The organism is Streptacidiphilus anmyonensis (genome assembly GCF_000787855.1).
Taxonomy (GTDB): domain Bacteria; phylum Actinomycetota; class Actinomycetes; order Streptomycetales; family Streptomycetaceae; genus Streptacidiphilus; species Streptacidiphilus anmyonensis.
Window position 1 is genome coordinate 17,911 of the sequence record NZ_BBPQ01000007.1, and the last position, 13,840, is coordinate 31,750.

The window sequence follows — 13,840 nt, forward strand, 5'->3', positions numbered from 1 at the left end:
CCCATGGCGCGCATCACCCGTACCCGGGCAGCAGCCCACCGCGTCGAGGTGTACCGCCTCGACCTCGACGAGGGCGAGCGGGCGGCGCTCCGCTCCGCGCCCGGTGACTACCTGCGCACGCTGCTGGAGAACGAGGGCCACACGGTCGACGCCGTCCTGGTCGACTCCGCGCTCGACGCCCCCGGCGCCGTCGCCACGGAGGTGGTCCACCTCCAGGGCGGCTTCATGTCCCGCACGTGGGCGGTGCGCTCCGTCGCGCGGGAGTGAGACGGCCCCGCTGCCCGTCGCGGGCAGCGGGACCGTCTCGGCGCGGGCTCGCGGACGTCCGTCCGCCCGTGGCTATTCGTCCGTCAGCACGGCGTCCAGGTCGTCGAGGAACTCCTCGTCCGACCAGTCGGGCTCCGCGTCGGGGTCGTCGTCGACCATGGCGAGGTCGTCGTAGCCGTCCTGGTCGGGTTCGTTGATGCCGCTGTTCGGCATGGCGCACTCCTTCGCTTTTGGTTCACGGGCGCCAGCCCAGCACAGCAGCGGCGGCGAAGCGCTGCGCGTCGAAGCGTCCGATCGGGTGGGTCACCCACCGTCGCCGGGGAGGCCGCCCGCTCAGGCGTGCACCTGGGAGCCGATGCCGAGGTCGAGACGGACGGACTCGAGCAGCACGAACGCGGTGCTCTCGGTGTAGACGTCGGCGGCTGCCAGCACCCCGGTGTACTTCCTCACGACCGGATCGGCGGCGTATTTGGTCTGCGCCGCCTGGTACTCCTTGACCGCCGCCCACTCGTTGTCGCCGTACTTGGCGAAGAACGGGGCGGGGTCGACGTCGACGAGCGCCGCCTTCACCCCGGTGATCAGGTCCGCGACGTACTGCTGGTAGAGCGTCATGTCCGCGCGGGTGCCGAGCCGCCCCATGTGCCCGCCGATGTAGTGGCTCCACGGGTAGGCGAGGGCCTTGTCCGGGGCGGCCACGGAGCCGGGGACGTCCTCGTTGAGGTTGAAGCTGTCGAAGGGGACCCAGCCGGGCAGGTTGACGTCGACCAGCATCAGCGTGTCGTGGTCGGGGAAGTGGATGTAGATGTTGTCGGGCGTGTGGTTGGTGCCCAGATGGGCCAGCTCGACGCGCTCCCCGCCGACGTGCAGCGTCCTGCGGTCGGTGAAGGTGGTGTCCGGGACGGGCCGGGCCGGGTCGTCGTCGCGCAGCAGCAGGCGGCGGGTGTCGACGTGGCCGATGCGTTCGACGTCGGAGCCGAAGAGGAACGAGCCGCCGAGGTGGTCGGCGTGGTGGTGGGAGTAGACGAGGTGGGTCACCTTGTTCGACACCCCGTTCGCCGCCGCGATCTCGTCGATCGCGCGCTGGAGGTTGTGGCCGATGGTCGGGGGCGCGTCGAAGAGCACGACACCGTCCTCGGTGGCGAGGAAAGCGGCCTGGTAGGTGCCGTCGGTGACCCAGTAGAGGTTCCGCTCGACCCGTCCGACGTAGTAGCCCTGCTCGTTGACGGCCGGGCCGAGTGCGCCGGGCGGGATCGGGGCGTAGTCCGGGAGGTCGGTCGTCGCCGCCGAGGCGGGGGAGGGGGCGGCGAGGACACCGCCGAGCGCCGCGGCCAGGGCCGGGACGGCCGCCGCCTTCGCGGAGCGGGTGAGGAACGAGCGGCGGCCGGTCGCGGAATCGAGCACGGACATGGTCTCAACTGCCTTTCGTGACGGGTCGATGGATCAGGTCGTGCAAGGTCGTGCAAGGTCGCGCGGTGAGCGGTGAGCGGTCAGCGGGGCGGGTCGCAGGAGCGGCTGAGCTCGACGAGGTCGAGGCCGAGCATCTCCAACTGCGCCAGCACCCCGTACAGCCCCGAGCGGTCCAGGTATCCGACCAGCACGGTCTGCGCGGCCCGGTGCTCGGCCGTCAGCGTCGGGAACGCGGACAGGGCGGTCGCGCCGAGGAGGCCGTCGACGCGGATCGTGTACAGGGCTGGTTCGGTGCTCATACCCGAGATGCTCGGGCTCCGGCTGGTGATCCGGCATCGCCGGGATCAGGTGAGCGACCGCGACGCTGCCGAGAGGGGACCGCTACCGCGCGGAGCCCGCCAGCAGGTGCAGTTCCCTGGCCCGGCGCACGGCCGAGGACCGGTCGGTCGCGTGGAGCTTGGCGTAGATGTTGCGCACGTGCGTGTTGACGGTGTTGACCGAGACCGACAGCTCGTCGGCGATCTCCGGCCGGGAGAGGTTGGTCGGCAGGTAGCGCAGAACCCGCAGCTCGGTGGGGCTGAGCTCCTCGGCGGTCGGCAGCGGTGGCGCGCCTGCGTCGGGCGCCGCGCCGTGGAGGCGGTCGAGCAGGTCGGTGAGCAGCGCGGCGTGGGACGACCGCCGCCGTGGCGTCGCCCGGAGCACGTCCCCGGCGTCGGACATCAGGAACGGCAGCAGCAGCCGCTGCGGCTCGGCGAGTGCGAGGGCGCGCTCGACGGCCTGCTCGGCCGCCTGCTGCTCCCCGCGGGCGCGGTGCGCGAGCGCGGCCAGGGCATGGCCCTCGACGACGCTCGCGACGTGGACCGCGGGCGCGGTCGCGTCGAGGACGGGCGCGAGCGCGGCCAGCGCCGCCGCCGGGTCGCCGTCGGCCAGGTGGGCGACGGCCCTGGCGTCGTGGATCTCGGCGGAGCCGGACAGCTCGGCGTCGACGGCGTCCAGGATCGTGTGCGCCTCGGCGGTCGCGCCGAGCCGGGCACGGGCGGAGGCCAGCCACCCGGTCACGTACCCGGACAGGGCGTGCGGGCGCGAAAGGCGCGACTGGAGCGCCTGCGCCTCGGCGAACTCCCGTGCAGCCTCAGGTACTTGGCGGCGACCCGCGTGGAGCATGCCCTTGACCAGGTGGACCAGTGTGCCGATGCCCGGCCCGCTGTCCGCGCGCAGCGCGACGTCGAGGCGGGCCAGCATCTCCTCCGCGGGGTCGAACCGGCCCTCGAAGACCATCGAGCAGGCCAGGGTGACCAGCGCCGGCGCGAGGACCGGGGCCGTGTCCCACCCGTGCTCCTCGGCGAGACGGAGGGCCTGCTCGCAACGCTCGCGGGCATAGGCGAAGTCGGGCAGCTTCGAGGCGAACCCGAGCTGGGCCAGGCACGCCACCTCCAGATACGGGCGGCCGATCTTGCGCGCCAGCTCGGCGCCCTCCTGGAGGTGGCGCTGCCCGTCGGAGGTCCGCAGCGCCCAGGCCTCGACGGTGCCCAGGTTCAACAGCGCCATGACGCGCAGCTCGCTGCCGAGCGCGGGGTCGTCCGCGTCGGCCTCCCCCGGGGACGGTGACGGGGACCGAGACGGGGACGGCGAGGGGGAGTCGAGGAACTCCGCGTACCGCAGCACGTCCTCCAGGTCCCCGCGGCGTCGGGCCAGCGACAGGTGCAGCGCGGCGACGGTCGTCCGCAGCCGTGGCCGGCTCGGCGCGGGCGCGTCCGGCGAGCAGGCGTCCGCGGCGGCGAGGTGGGCCGCGGCCTCGTCGAGGCGGCCGTGGACCAGGTCGACCATCGCGCGCACGACGCCCAGCTCCGGGTAGGCCGCGGCGGAACCCTGGACGAGGCCGGGACGCTGGGGGAACGCGTCCAGCAGCGTCTGCATGGTCTCCTCCTGGCCGTCGAGCATCAGGCCGAGGGAGCGGTCGGCGAGGAGCACCGCGGCCTCGGGCCAGTCCACGGCCGCCTGGAGGTGCCGGACGGCCGGGACGGTCATGCCCCGGTCGGCGAACCAGGCGGCGGCCTTGCGGTGCAGGCCCGGCAGCTCGTCGGGCAGGAGGCGGCGCAGCTCCAGCCGGAGCAGGTCGGCCAGGAGGTGGTGGTAGCGGAACCAGGTCCGCTCCGGATCGAGGGAGACGACGAACGCGTTGGCGTCCTCCAGGTCGAGCAGGATGCCCTCGGAGCCGGGACGCCCGGTCAGCAGGTCGGCCAGCTCGCCGTTGACGCGTTGCAGCACGGAGGTCCGCAGCAGCAGGTCCTGCACGTCCTGCGGCTGCCGTTCCAGCATCTCCGCCACCAGGTACTCCGCGACGGTACGGCTGCTGCCGCCGAACTGGGCGACGAAGCCCTCCGGGTCCGGGTGGCCCGCCAGCGAGAGCACCGCCAGCCGCAGGCCCGCGGCCCAGCCCTCGGTGCGCTCGTGGAGCCGCGCCACGGCGCCGTCCGAGAGGGCGATCCCCTCGGCGGTGAGCAGCGCGCGGGTCTCCTCCAGGCTGAAGCGCAGGTCCGCCGCCCGCAGCTCGGTCAGCCCTCCGGCCAAGCGCAGCTGGTGCAGCCGCAGCGGCAGGTCCCTCCGGGTCGCCAGGACGGCAACGCTCACCTGCCTGCGGACGAGTCTGGCACCGCGCGTCCCGTGACGGGGACGCGCGGCGAGGAACCGCAGCGAGGAACCGCAGCGAGGAACGGAGCCGGACGATGAGTGATCGAGTGGCCCTGGTGGCCGGAGCAGGCGGCGTGCTCGGCCGCGCCGTCGCGGTGAGGCTGGCCGACGCCGGCTTCACCGTGGTGGGGATCGACCGCAACGCGGACGGTCTCGGCGAACTGCCCGAGGGCGTCCACCGGGTGCCCGGTGACGTGACCGATCCGGCGGTCCCGAAGGGGCTCGTCGACCGGATCGCCGCCGAGGTCGGCGCGCCCGACGTGCTGGTGAACACGATCGGCGCGTTCGTCCTCGGCGACGCGCTCTCGGCGACGCCCGACCAACTGCGCCTGATGATGGACGTCAACCTGGGCTCCGCGCTCTGGCTGACCCAGGCCGTCGCGCCCTTCATGCGCGAACGCGGCTCCGGCTCCGTCGTCCACGTCTCGGCCCGCCCGGCGGCCGAACCGACCGCGGGCATGGCCGCCTACTCCCTCAGCAAGGCCGCGCTGAGCCATCTGGTCCGGGTCCTGGATCTGGAGCTGCGTCCCGCGGGCATCCGGGTGAACGCGGTCGCCCCGCAACTGATCGACACCCCGAGGAACCGGGCCTTCCTCCCCGCGGACGCGCTGGAGCACGCCGTGACGCCGGAGTCGGTCGCCGAGCTGATCGCCTTCCTGGCCGGCGACGCCTCCGCGCCCGTCAGCGGCGCGATCCTGCCCGCCTACGGAGCCTGAGGCACGGGGCCTGAGGGGAAGGGAGACCGTGGGATGACGGGTCGTCTGGCCGGAAAGGTCTGCGTGATCACCGGCACCGGCGGGAGCATGGGCCGCGCCTCGGCACTGGCGTTCGCCCGCGAGGGCGGTCTGGTCGTCGGATGCGACGTGGCGGTCGACTCGGCCCAGGAGACGGTCGAGCTGGTCCGCGCCGCGGGCGGTGCGATGGTGTCGCTCCAGCCGTGCGTCCTGTCCGACCCGGCGCAGTGCGCGCGGCTCGTCGACTTCGCGGTACGCGAGTTCGGCCGGATCGACGTGCTGTTCAACCTCGCGGCCCGCAACCGCTTCGCCTGGATCGAGGACGTCACCGACGAGGACTGGGACGGCGCCCGCCGGGACGAGGTCGACCTGGTCTTCTACCTCACCCGCGCCGCCTGGCCGCAGCTGAAGGCCAGCCGTGGCGTGGTGGTGAACATGGCGTCCCTGAACGGCTCCCTCAGCTTCAAGCTGATCCCGTCGCTGTCCCACACCACGAACAAGGCCGCGGTCATCGGGATGACCCGTCAGCTCGCCCTGGAGGGCGGCGACCACGGCATCCGCGTCAACTCGATCTCGCCCGGCCTGATCGAGAGCAACGCCACCCGGGGGGACCTGGCCGACGGCGAGTGGGCCCGCCGGATGAGCGAGCGGACCCTCCTCGGGCGCTTCGGCCGCCCCGAGGAGGTGGCGAACGTCGCTCTCTTCCTCGCCTGCGACGAGAGCTCCTACGTCACCGGCGTCGACCTCGTCGTCGACGGCGGCATGAAGGTCTGGTGACGGACCCCCCCGTGGCCGGCCACACCGTTCAGCGCGACCCGAAGGAGCACCGATGCCCCGCACCGTAGCCGACCTGATGCGTGCCAACCTGCTGGAGGTCTTCAACGAGCCGGACCCCGAGCGGCGTGCCGCCACCGTCAAGGAGATCTACTCCGACGACGTCGTGTGGCACGAGCCCGACCGCCTCGTGCGGGGGCGCGAGGCGCTCGCGCGACGCGCGCTGGAGATGCGGGAGGAGACGCCGGACTGGGTCTTCCGCCCGAACGGCCCCGTCTCCGTCAACGACGACCTCGGGCACCTGGGCTTCCTGTGCGGCCCCGCCGATCAGCCGCCCGTCGTGAGTGGTATGGACATCGCCCGCTGCAAGGACGGCGTCATCGTCGAGCTCTACACCTTCGTGACGGAGTTTCAGCCGCCGGCCTGAGGCTCGGCGACGGTCGTCGCGTAGCGGGGCATGACCTGGGCGGCGGCCTCCTGCATCGTCGCCCCCGCGTCCATCGCCTCGCGCACGTCGCCGAAGTACCGGACGTAGTGGTCCGGGGTGAAGGTGTTGACCATGACCAGGGGTTCGTCCCCGGGGTTGGCGAAGGTGTGCGGTGCGCCGGGCGGGACCATCACCAGGGTGCCCGGCGGGGCGTCGTAGTCGGTCGTCCCGACGGTGAAGCGCGCCGTGCCGGAGACGACGTAGAAGCCCTCGTCGTGTTCGGCGTGCCGGTGCTGGGGCGGGCCGGGGCTGCGCGGAGCGAGGGTGACCTCCGCGATGCCGAGCCGGTGGCCGGTGGTGGCGCCGTCCTCGACGACGCGGATCCGGGCCGCGCCCAGCCGGATGAGCTCGCCGCCGTCCGGGGCGACGACGGAGACCTGGGGCGTGGACATGGGTCCTCCCGCGTTGCGAGGCGTCTTCGGTGAGAGCCGACTCCTCCGAGCGTAGGAGGGTGGCTGGCCATTATGCAAGCGGACTCTTATGATGGTGGCGAACTCGCTGGAGCAAGCCAGCGTAGGTCCGTGCCCCGCAGGAGGTTCCCGCATGACCACGACGACGCCCCAGGGCGGCGCGACCGGCCGCGTGAACCAGAAGCGGCGCACGCATGCCGCGATCGTCGCGGCGGCGGTCGAACTGATGGCCACCGGCGGCGAGGTGACGATGCCCGAGGTGGCCAGGGCGGCGCTCGTCTCGGAGGCGACCGCCTACCGCTACTTCCCCGACCTCGCCAGCCTGCTCGCGGAGGCGATGGCGGACACCCTGCCCGGTCCGGCCGAGGCGTTCGCCGGTGTCGCGGACTCCGCCGACCCGGCCGAGCGCGTCGCCGCCGCCGCGGAGTACCTGGCCCGGCACGTGCTCGCCCGGGCCGGCGCGGTGCGGGCGATGATCGCCGCCACCATCGTGCGGCCCGGCGGTGGCCCGGCCCGGCCGGGGCTGCGGTTCGCCCTCATCGACGAGGCGCTGCGGCCCTGGTCCGACCCCACGCCGGGCGGCGCGGCCGACGACGCAGTCGCTGACGCGGACGGCGACGCGGACGGCGGCGTCGACCCGCAGGCGTTGGCCGAGCTCAAGCGCGATCTGGCGATCGTCATGGGCGCGGAGGCGCTGTTCTCGCTGATCGACCTGGCCGGCCTGGAGCCGGAGGAGGCGATCGCCGGCGTCGTCCGCACCGCGACCACCCTCACCAGGGCCGCCCTGCCGCACCCGCCCGCGCGGGCGGGCCGGGGCCGGAAGGGCTGAGCCTTCGCTCAGATCAGGAGCCCAGGGCGGCGAGCCAACCGGTCAGCAGCCGGTTGACCTCGTCCGGGCGCTCCTGCTGGATCCAGTGGCCGACCCCGTCCAGAAGGTGCGAGGACACCAGACCGGGCAGCGTGGCGGGGAACGCCTCGATCGCGTCGGCCAGCCACACGGTGGAGGCGTCGAGGCCGCCCCCGACGAAGAGCGACGGCTGCGTGATCGGCGCGCCGTCGAACTCGGCGAGATCCTCCCAGTCCCGGTCCATGGCGCGGTAGCGGTTGAGCGCGCCGCCCAGTCCGGTCCGCTCGAACTCGCCCGCGTAGAAGTCGAGATCGCGCTCGCTGAGCCACGAGGGCAGCGGCCCCGCCGGAAAACGGTCGCGCAGCGTCCCGCCCGCGCCGACGAAGTGCGGGTCCGGCGCGCCGGGCCTCGGCATGGTGTCGGGGGACAGCGCCGCGTAGAAGCCGGCGAGCCAGCCGCGCACGTCGGGTTCGATCTCGGCCTCGGCCCGTCCGGGCTCCTGGAAGTAGGAGACGTAGAACTCCTGCTCCCCGCCGGCCATCTTCGCGAACACCTCGCTCGGGCGAGGCCCGCCGCGCGGCACGTAGGGCACGCTGAGCAGGGCGACCGCCCGGAAGACCTCCGGGTGCAGCAGCGCGCAGTTCGCGGCGATCGTCGCGCCCCAGTCGTGCCCGACGATCACGGCGGTCTGCTCGCCGAGGGCGCGGACCACGGCGACGCTGTCCGCCACGAGCTCCCGCATCCGGTAGGCGGCCACGCCGTCGGGCCGGGAGGACCGGCCGTACCCCCGGACGTCGACGGCGACCGCGCGGTACCCGGCGGCGGCGAGGGCGGGCAGCTGGCGCCGCCAGGAGTACCAGGACTCGGGGAACCCGTGCACCAACAGCACCAGGGGCCCGGTCCCCTGCTCCACCAGGTGGATCCGTCCCGCCGGTGCGGGGATCATCCGATGGGTGACGTCCGAGGTCTGCGGCGACATGCGGTCTCCTGGGGTGCGTCCGGCGGGGTAGGGGCGGCGGTGCGACGGCCGTTCCCCGATCATGCGTCACCCGCCGCTCCACCGGAGCCTGTTGTTGCCGGTTCGGCAACAACCGTCCGGGGCTCAGCCCCAGGTCGGCCAGGCCAGCCCCCGGGGGCAGCACCTGCGCGAGCGGGCGGGAACCCGTCCGGGCTGCCGCCGGCGACGGTCACGCGGCCGGTCACCCACGGCGTTCGTCATCAGTCGCCCTTCCTGCCGCTCATGCCGATCCGACGGCGGGGAGGACCGGCGACGGAATCCACCGCCAGTCTGCGGGACGCCCGCCCTCGGGGAGTGTCGACCACGGGACAGCTGAGGACGCGTACGGAGGCGCTGCGGGGGCGTGCGGGCAGCCGGTTGCGGGCTCCTGGGACCGATGGTCTGATGCAGGTGGTCTCTTGCTCCAGGAGGGAGCCGCATGTCCTCCCGCGTCCCGATGTCACCGATGTCGCCCCAGGAGGCCGCCGACCGGCTGGCCATCCGCGCGCTCGTCGACGCCTACGCGCACTGCGCCGACCGGCGCGACGCCGAGGGGCAGATGGCCCTGTTCACCGAGGACACCCGGTTCCTGGTCTTCATGGACGCCACCGCGGCCGAGCCGACCCAGGAACTGCACGGTCGCGAGGCGCTCCGCCCGGTCTTCGAGAACCTGAACAGCTACCGGGCCACCACCCACTTCAACGGCCAGAGCACGGTGTCACTGGACGGCGACCGGGCGAGCGGCGAGAGCTACTGCCTGGCCCACCACATCTCGTTCGGCGCGGACTCCGAACGCACCATCATGATCGCGTCCATCCGCTACCTCGACGAGTTCGTCAAGTGGGACGGGCGGTGGCTCTTCGCTGAACGGCGGCTGCTCGTCGACTGGACCGAGACCCGCCCCTGCGCTCCCTGATCCGCCGAATCACCTTCATCCGGTGATGCCTGCTCACCAGCCCCACGGCCACGCTCGCAGTAGCCGGCAGACAGGAGTCCGACATGAACGAGGCGCTCGACTGGAACGCGAAGACCATCGCGGAGTTCCGCGCGAACGAGGGAAGGGTCGGCGGGCCGTTCGAGGGCGCGCCACTGGTCCTGCTGCACCACCGGGGCCGCAGGAGCGGGCGGGAGTACGTCACCCCGATGATGTACCTCCCGCACGAGTCCGCGCCGCACGAGGTGGTCTACGTGTTCGCCACCAAGAGCGGTGCGCCCACCGACCCGGACTGGTACCGGAATCTGACCGCCGCCGGCGAAGGCGCCGTCGAACGGGGGACGGAGACGTACGAGGTGTCCGTCCACGAGCTGACGGGCGCCGACCGCGACCGCGTCTACGCCGAGCAGGCGCGGCGCTACCCGGGCTTCGCCGAGTACGAGCGCAAGACGGCCGGCGTCCGCACCATTCCGGTGCTCGAACTCCGGCGCGCGTAGCCCCGCGCAGCCCCGGGAGCTGAACGAGCAGAAGGAGAGGGATCATGCCGAAGGCGGTCAGGTACGACGGGTTCGGCGGGGTCGACGTGCTGCGGGTCGACGAGGTGGAACGCCCGGCGCCCGGGAGCGGGCAGGTCCTGGTGCGGGTGAAGGCGGCCGGTATCAACCCGGGCGAGGCCCTCATCCGCACCGGCGCGCTGGCGGAGATGTTCCCCTCGACGTTCCCGTCCGGGCAGGGCAGCGATCTGGCCGGGGTCGTCGAGGAGGTCGGTCCCGGAGTCGCCGGACACGCGCCCGGCGACGAGGTGATCGGGTTCAGCAACAACCGGGCCTCGCACGCCGAGCTGGTGCTGGTCGAGGCCGACGACCTCACGCACAAGCCGGCCGAGGTCCCCTGGGAGGTCGCCGGCGGGCTGTACGTCGTCGGCGTGACGGCGTGGGGCGCGGTGCACTCCGTTCACCCCGGGGAGGGCGAGACCGTCGTCGTCTCCGGCGCCGCCGGAGGGGTCGGCTCGCTCGCCGTCCAGCTCGCGCGCCGTACCGGCGCCACGGTCATCGGCCTGGCGGGCGAGGGCAACCACGCCTGGCTGCGGAGCCACGGCGTGATCCCCGTCGCGTACGGCGACGGCGTCGCGGACCGGATCAGGGCGGCCGCGCCCGACGGCGTGGACGCGTTCGTCGACACCCACGGCGACGGGTACGTGGAACTGGCCCTCGCCCTCGGCGTCCCGGTCGAACGGATCGACACCATCGCCGACTACGCGGCCGCCGCGAAGTACGGCGTGCGGACCGACGGCGGAACCGCGGCCGGGCCGGGCGCCGAGGTGCTCGCCGAGCTCGCCCGTCTGATCGCCGCGGGGCAGCTCGAACTGCCGGTCGCGAACGTCTATCCGCTGTCGGAGGTCCGCGCGGCCTACACCGAGCTCGAACGCCGGCACACCCGCGGCAAGATCGTCCTTCGGCCGTAGGAGGACCACCGGTTCAGGCGGGTTCAGGCGGGCTCAGGTAGGTCCAGGTGGGCTCAGGCGAAGGCGCGTCGCAGCAGCGCGGTCAGCCGGTCCGGGTCGGCCGGGTGGAACCGGCCGGCGAGGTAGCCGTCGGGGCGGACCAGGAAGACCTCGCCGTCCCGCGCGCCGTAGGCGCGCGCGAAGCCGCCCGCCAGGTCGCGGACGCGCGGCGGACGCAGCCCCGCCGGGCGCGCGTCGTCGGGGACGTCCTGAGCGAGGACCACGTAGGCGGTGAGCAGCCCGTGCGCGGTTCGGTCTGCCGCGGCGGCGCACTCCTGGAGCCGTTCGGCGCCGCAGCCCGTCGCGTGGCCCGGTCCCGCGTACAGCAGCAGCGTGTGGTCGGGGCTGCGGAGCAGGTCGAAGAGCCGCTGCGGGTACGCGGCGAGGTCGCGGACCAGGCCGGGGCAGTCGGGGGCCCGGTCTCCCGCAGCGGGCCCGCCCGCCGCCAGGTCCTCGGGCCCGCCCGGTTCGACCAGCGGACTGTCCGGGTAGCCGACCAGCAGTTGCGCCTCGCGCAGCAGGACCGCCTCCATGCCGTCCTCGCCGCTGTCCCCGTAGCCCGCGCGGGCGTGGCGGACCGTGCGGCCGACGACCTCCTCGCCGACCGGGTGGCGTTCGGCGTCGTAGCTGTCCAGCAGGCCGCCGGCGGCCACGCCACGAACCGTCAGGGCCAGCTTCCAGGCGAGGTTGTAGGCGTCCTGCACGCCGGTGTTCATGCCCTGCGCGCCCGTGGGCGGGTGGATGTGCGCGGCGTCCCCGGCGAGCAGGAGGCGGCCCTCGCGGTAGCGGTCCGCCAGCCGGTGGCTGATCCGGAACGTGGACGACCAGCGCAGCGCCGACGCGGTCGTGGGCTCCGGGGAGAGCCGGTCGAGCACGGCCTGGATCTGCGCGAGGTCCGGACCGCGGCCGCTGCCCAGCCCGTGGGCCACCCGGTCGGCGGCGCCCACCGCCGCACCGTCCTGAGCCAGGGTCAGCTCCGGCGGGACCATCATGGACATCCGGTACCGGCGGTCGCCCGGCAGCGGGATGCACACCAGCAGGTCGCCGATCTTGCCGTCCCCGTCCAGACGGGTGGACCGCACGGCGTAGCCGGGGGGCAGCCTCCAGTCGACCTCCACGTCCCCGAGCATGTACTGCTCGGGGAAGGCGTCGCCGTCGAAACCGATCCCGGCCGACTTGCGGACCAGGCTGTGCGCGCCGTCGCAGCCCACGAGGTACCGTGCGCGCACCCGTTCCGTCCGCCCGTCGCCAGCGAGCGTGGCCTCGACCCCGTCCGGGCCCTGGGCCACGGCCTCGAGCCGGGTTCCGCGCTCGACCACCGTCCCGAAGCGCTCCAGGTGCTCGGTGAGCAGCTGCTCGGTCACGTACTGGGGGAGGGCGGCGAAGGCGTACGGGACCTCGGGCGGCAGCCGCAGCTCCATCCGGGGCCCGGGGCGGCCGTCGACGAACGTCAACTGGCCGAGCAGCGGGACCGCCTCGTCCAGCGCCGGGCGGATCAGCCCCATGGCGTCCCAGACCTCCAGCGTGCGCGGCTGGACGCCGACGGCCTTGGCGTAGGGCAGCGGCGCGGGCAGGGCGTCGACGATCCGGCATTCGACGCCGTGACGCCGCAGTTCCGCCGCCGCCGTCAGACCCACCGGACCCGCCCCGACCACCAGAACGTCGACATCGATCATGACGTCCACGCTAAGCCCGGTCCCCTGGGCCCGCCTCCCGCCGGGGCCAGGCGCAGCAGGGCAGGGCCAGGCAGGGCACGGCAGAGCAGGGCACGGCAGAGCAGGGCGCGGCAGCGTGCGTCAGTGACGGCGGCTCAGTCCAGCGGCCGGGCGCGCGGGGCGCGCGGTGCGTGGCGCGGGGCGGAGTGCGGCGTGAGCTCGATCAGGCGGATGACACGGTAGCGGTGGGGGCGGAACGGCTCGTAGAAGGGCTCGATCTCGGCGTCGGCGAGAGGACGCCCGAGAAGCGCGACGCCGGTCGCCTGGCCGAGGTGGTAGTCGCCCAGGGGCAGGGCGTCCGCGTCGCCGAGGGCGCGGTGACCGACCTGGGCTGAGGTCCAGCGTCCGACGCCGGGGAGCGACGCGAGCAGGGCGTAGGCGCGGTCGGGGTCCCCGGCCCGGGCGGCCCGCTCCAGACGCGCGGCCTGGCGGGCGGCCTCGATGACCGCCCGGGAGCGGTGCAGGTCGACGCCTGCGCGTCGCCAGTCCCAGCTCGGGATGCGCATCCAGGTCTCCGCCGTCGGAGGGACGCGCATGCCGCGCGGCGCGGGGCCGGGCGGCGTGGTGCCGTGGCTGCGGACGAGACGCGTGAAGGCCGCCTGGGCGTCCAGGCCGACCACGCGCTGCTCGATGATCGCGGGGACCAGCGCTTCGAGGACCCGTCCGGTGTGCGGGACGCGCAGGCCGGGCAGGCGGCGCAAGGCCTGTCGCAGGAAGGGATGCTCGGGGCGGAACTCCTCGGGGTGGTCGAGGGCGCCGAGCTCGCGCGGGGCTCCCTCGACCCACTCGGCCGCGCCGGGACCCCAGGCGTCGATCAGCAGGTCGTCGAGACGCTGCTGCCGGATGCGGTAACTGACCGCCCCGGAGGCGGTGAGCGCGGTGCGCCACAGGGCGCCGTCGCGTTCGAGCCGGTGCGTCGGGTCGTGGTGCCCGCGCCGCAGGTCCGACAGGGTGAGCCGGGCGTCGACGGGAAAGCCGGGCCGCCAGTGCAGAGTGCGGTCGGGAGGCTGGTTCATCGCTGCGATCCGTGGCGGGTCGGGTCCACACCCCATGGTGGCGGGGACGCCGCCCCG

Annotated in this window: 16 protein-coding genes; 8 read left to right on the forward strand and 8 right to left on the reverse strand. The window is 73.9% G+C overall.

From position 1 onward, the window contains the following. The first annotated feature begins 3 nt into the window (after nt 1-3). Nucleotides 4-267: a hypothetical protein gene (locus TR50_RS09830; protein ID WP_042417868.1), complete on the forward strand. Its 264-nt coding sequence runs from the start codon at nt 4-6 to the stop codon at nt 265-267. A 72-nt stretch (nt 268-339) separates the two neighbouring features. On the opposite strand, the gene TR50_RS46635 is transcribed toward TR50_RS09830, so the two are convergent. The 4 genes from TR50_RS46635 to TR50_RS09845 all read right to left on the reverse strand — a co-directional run bounded on the left by TR50_RS46635 (nt 340) and on the right by TR50_RS09845 (nt 4,305). Continuing rightward, nucleotides 340-480 (reverse strand): hypothetical protein, encoded by a 141-nt coding sequence (locus TR50_RS46635; RefSeq protein WP_160311100.1) that lies wholly within the window; start codon nt 478-480, stop codon nt 340-342. Between the two features lie 120 nt (nt 481-600). Further along, nucleotides 601-1,674, reverse strand: coding sequence for an MBL fold metallo-hydrolase (locus TR50_RS09835; protein ID WP_042417872.1), 1,074 nt, complete (start codon nt 1,672-1,674; stop codon nt 601-603). Between the two features lie 80 nt (nt 1,675-1,754). Beyond that, on the reverse strand, nt 1,755-1,973 hold the full coding sequence (locus TR50_RS09840; protein ID WP_042417874.1) for a DUF8691 family protein: 219 nt from the start codon (nt 1,971-1,973) through the stop codon (nt 1,755-1,757). A gap of 82 nt (nt 1,974-2,055) precedes the next feature. Further along, nucleotides 2,056-4,305 carry a winged helix-turn-helix domain-containing protein gene (locus tag TR50_RS09845; protein WP_052440890.1) on the reverse strand — a complete coding sequence of 750 codons (2,250 nt, stop codon included), beginning with the start codon at nt 4,303-4,305 and terminating at the stop codon, nt 2,056-2,058. Nucleotides 4,306-4,400: 95 nt separating this feature from the next. Here TR50_RS09845 and TR50_RS09850 point away from each other — a divergent pair, with 95 nt between their 5' ends. From TR50_RS09850 to TR50_RS09860, 3 genes are read left to right on the forward strand one after another with little or no spacing between them, the layout of a single operon-like run. Beyond that, the gene (locus TR50_RS09850; protein ID WP_042417879.1) at nt 4,401-5,081 is read left to right on the forward strand and encodes an SDR family NAD(P)-dependent oxidoreductase; all 681 of its coding nucleotides are present in this window, start codon (nt 4,401-4,403) and stop codon (nt 5,079-5,081) included. A gap of 33 nt (nt 5,082-5,114) precedes the next feature. Continuing rightward, entirely contained in the window at nt 5,115-5,876 is a 762-nt protein-coding gene (locus TR50_RS09855) for an SDR family NAD(P)-dependent oxidoreductase (protein WP_042417882.1), read from the forward strand. 52 nt (nt 5,877-5,928) lie between these two features. Further along, nucleotides 5,929-6,300, forward strand: a complete 372-nt coding sequence (locus TR50_RS09860) for a nuclear transport factor 2 family protein (RefSeq protein ID WP_042417883.1) — start codon at nt 5,929-5,931, stop codon at nt 6,298-6,300. Here TR50_RS09860 and TR50_RS09865 read toward each other — a convergent pair. Beyond that, a complete protein-coding gene (locus TR50_RS09865) occupies nt 6,285-6,752 on the reverse strand; it encodes a cupin domain-containing protein (RefSeq protein WP_042417885.1) in 468 nt (155 codons plus the stop codon). The genes TR50_RS09860 and TR50_RS09865 overlap by 16 nt on opposite strands. Nucleotides 6,753-6,903: 151 nt before the next feature. Between TR50_RS09865 and TR50_RS09870 the strand changes: the two genes are divergently transcribed. Next, nucleotides 6,904-7,599: a TetR/AcrR family transcriptional regulator gene (locus tag TR50_RS09870; protein WP_042417887.1), complete on the forward strand. Its 696-nt coding sequence runs from the start codon at nt 6,904-6,906 to the stop codon at nt 7,597-7,599. Between the two features lie 13 nt (nt 7,600-7,612). On the opposite strand, the gene TR50_RS09875 is transcribed toward TR50_RS09870, so the two are convergent. After that, nucleotides 7,613-8,596, reverse strand: coding sequence for an alpha/beta fold hydrolase (locus TR50_RS09875; RefSeq protein WP_042417891.1), 984 nt, complete (start codon nt 8,594-8,596; stop codon nt 7,613-7,615). 457 nt (nt 8,597-9,053) lie between these two features. On the opposite strand from TR50_RS09875, the gene TR50_RS09880 reads away from it, so the two are divergent. The 3 genes from TR50_RS09880 to TR50_RS09890 all read left to right on the forward strand — a co-directional run bounded on the left by TR50_RS09880 (nt 9,054) and on the right by TR50_RS09890 (nt 11,013). Continuing rightward, a complete protein-coding gene (locus TR50_RS09880) occupies nt 9,054-9,530 on the forward strand; it encodes a nuclear transport factor 2 family protein (protein WP_052440891.1) in 477 nt (158 codons plus the stop codon). A gap of 83 nt (nt 9,531-9,613) precedes the next feature. Beyond that, nucleotides 9,614-10,045, forward strand: a complete 432-nt coding sequence (locus TR50_RS09885; RefSeq protein ID WP_042417894.1) for a nitroreductase family deazaflavin-dependent oxidoreductase — start codon at nt 9,614-9,616, stop codon at nt 10,043-10,045. Nucleotides 10,046-10,089: 44 nt separating this feature from the next. After that, complete coding sequence (locus TR50_RS09890; protein ID WP_042417897.1) at nt 10,090-11,013, forward strand: NADP-dependent oxidoreductase; 924 nt, start codon at nt 10,090-10,092, stop codon at nt 11,011-11,013. Between the two features lie 53 nt (nt 11,014-11,066). On the opposite strand, the gene TR50_RS09895 is transcribed toward TR50_RS09890, so the two are convergent. After that, nucleotides 11,067-12,728: an FAD-dependent monooxygenase gene (locus TR50_RS09895; protein ID WP_042418282.1), complete on the reverse strand. Its 1,662-nt coding sequence runs from the start codon at nt 12,726-12,728 to the stop codon at nt 11,067-11,069. Between the two features lie 134 nt (nt 12,729-12,862). Then, the gene (locus TR50_RS09900) at nt 12,863-13,783 is read right to left on the reverse strand and encodes a DNA-3-methyladenine glycosylase family protein (RefSeq protein ID WP_042417900.1); all 921 of its coding nucleotides are present in this window, start codon (nt 13,781-13,783) and stop codon (nt 12,863-12,865) included. Nucleotides 13,784-13,840 lie beyond the last annotated feature (57 nt).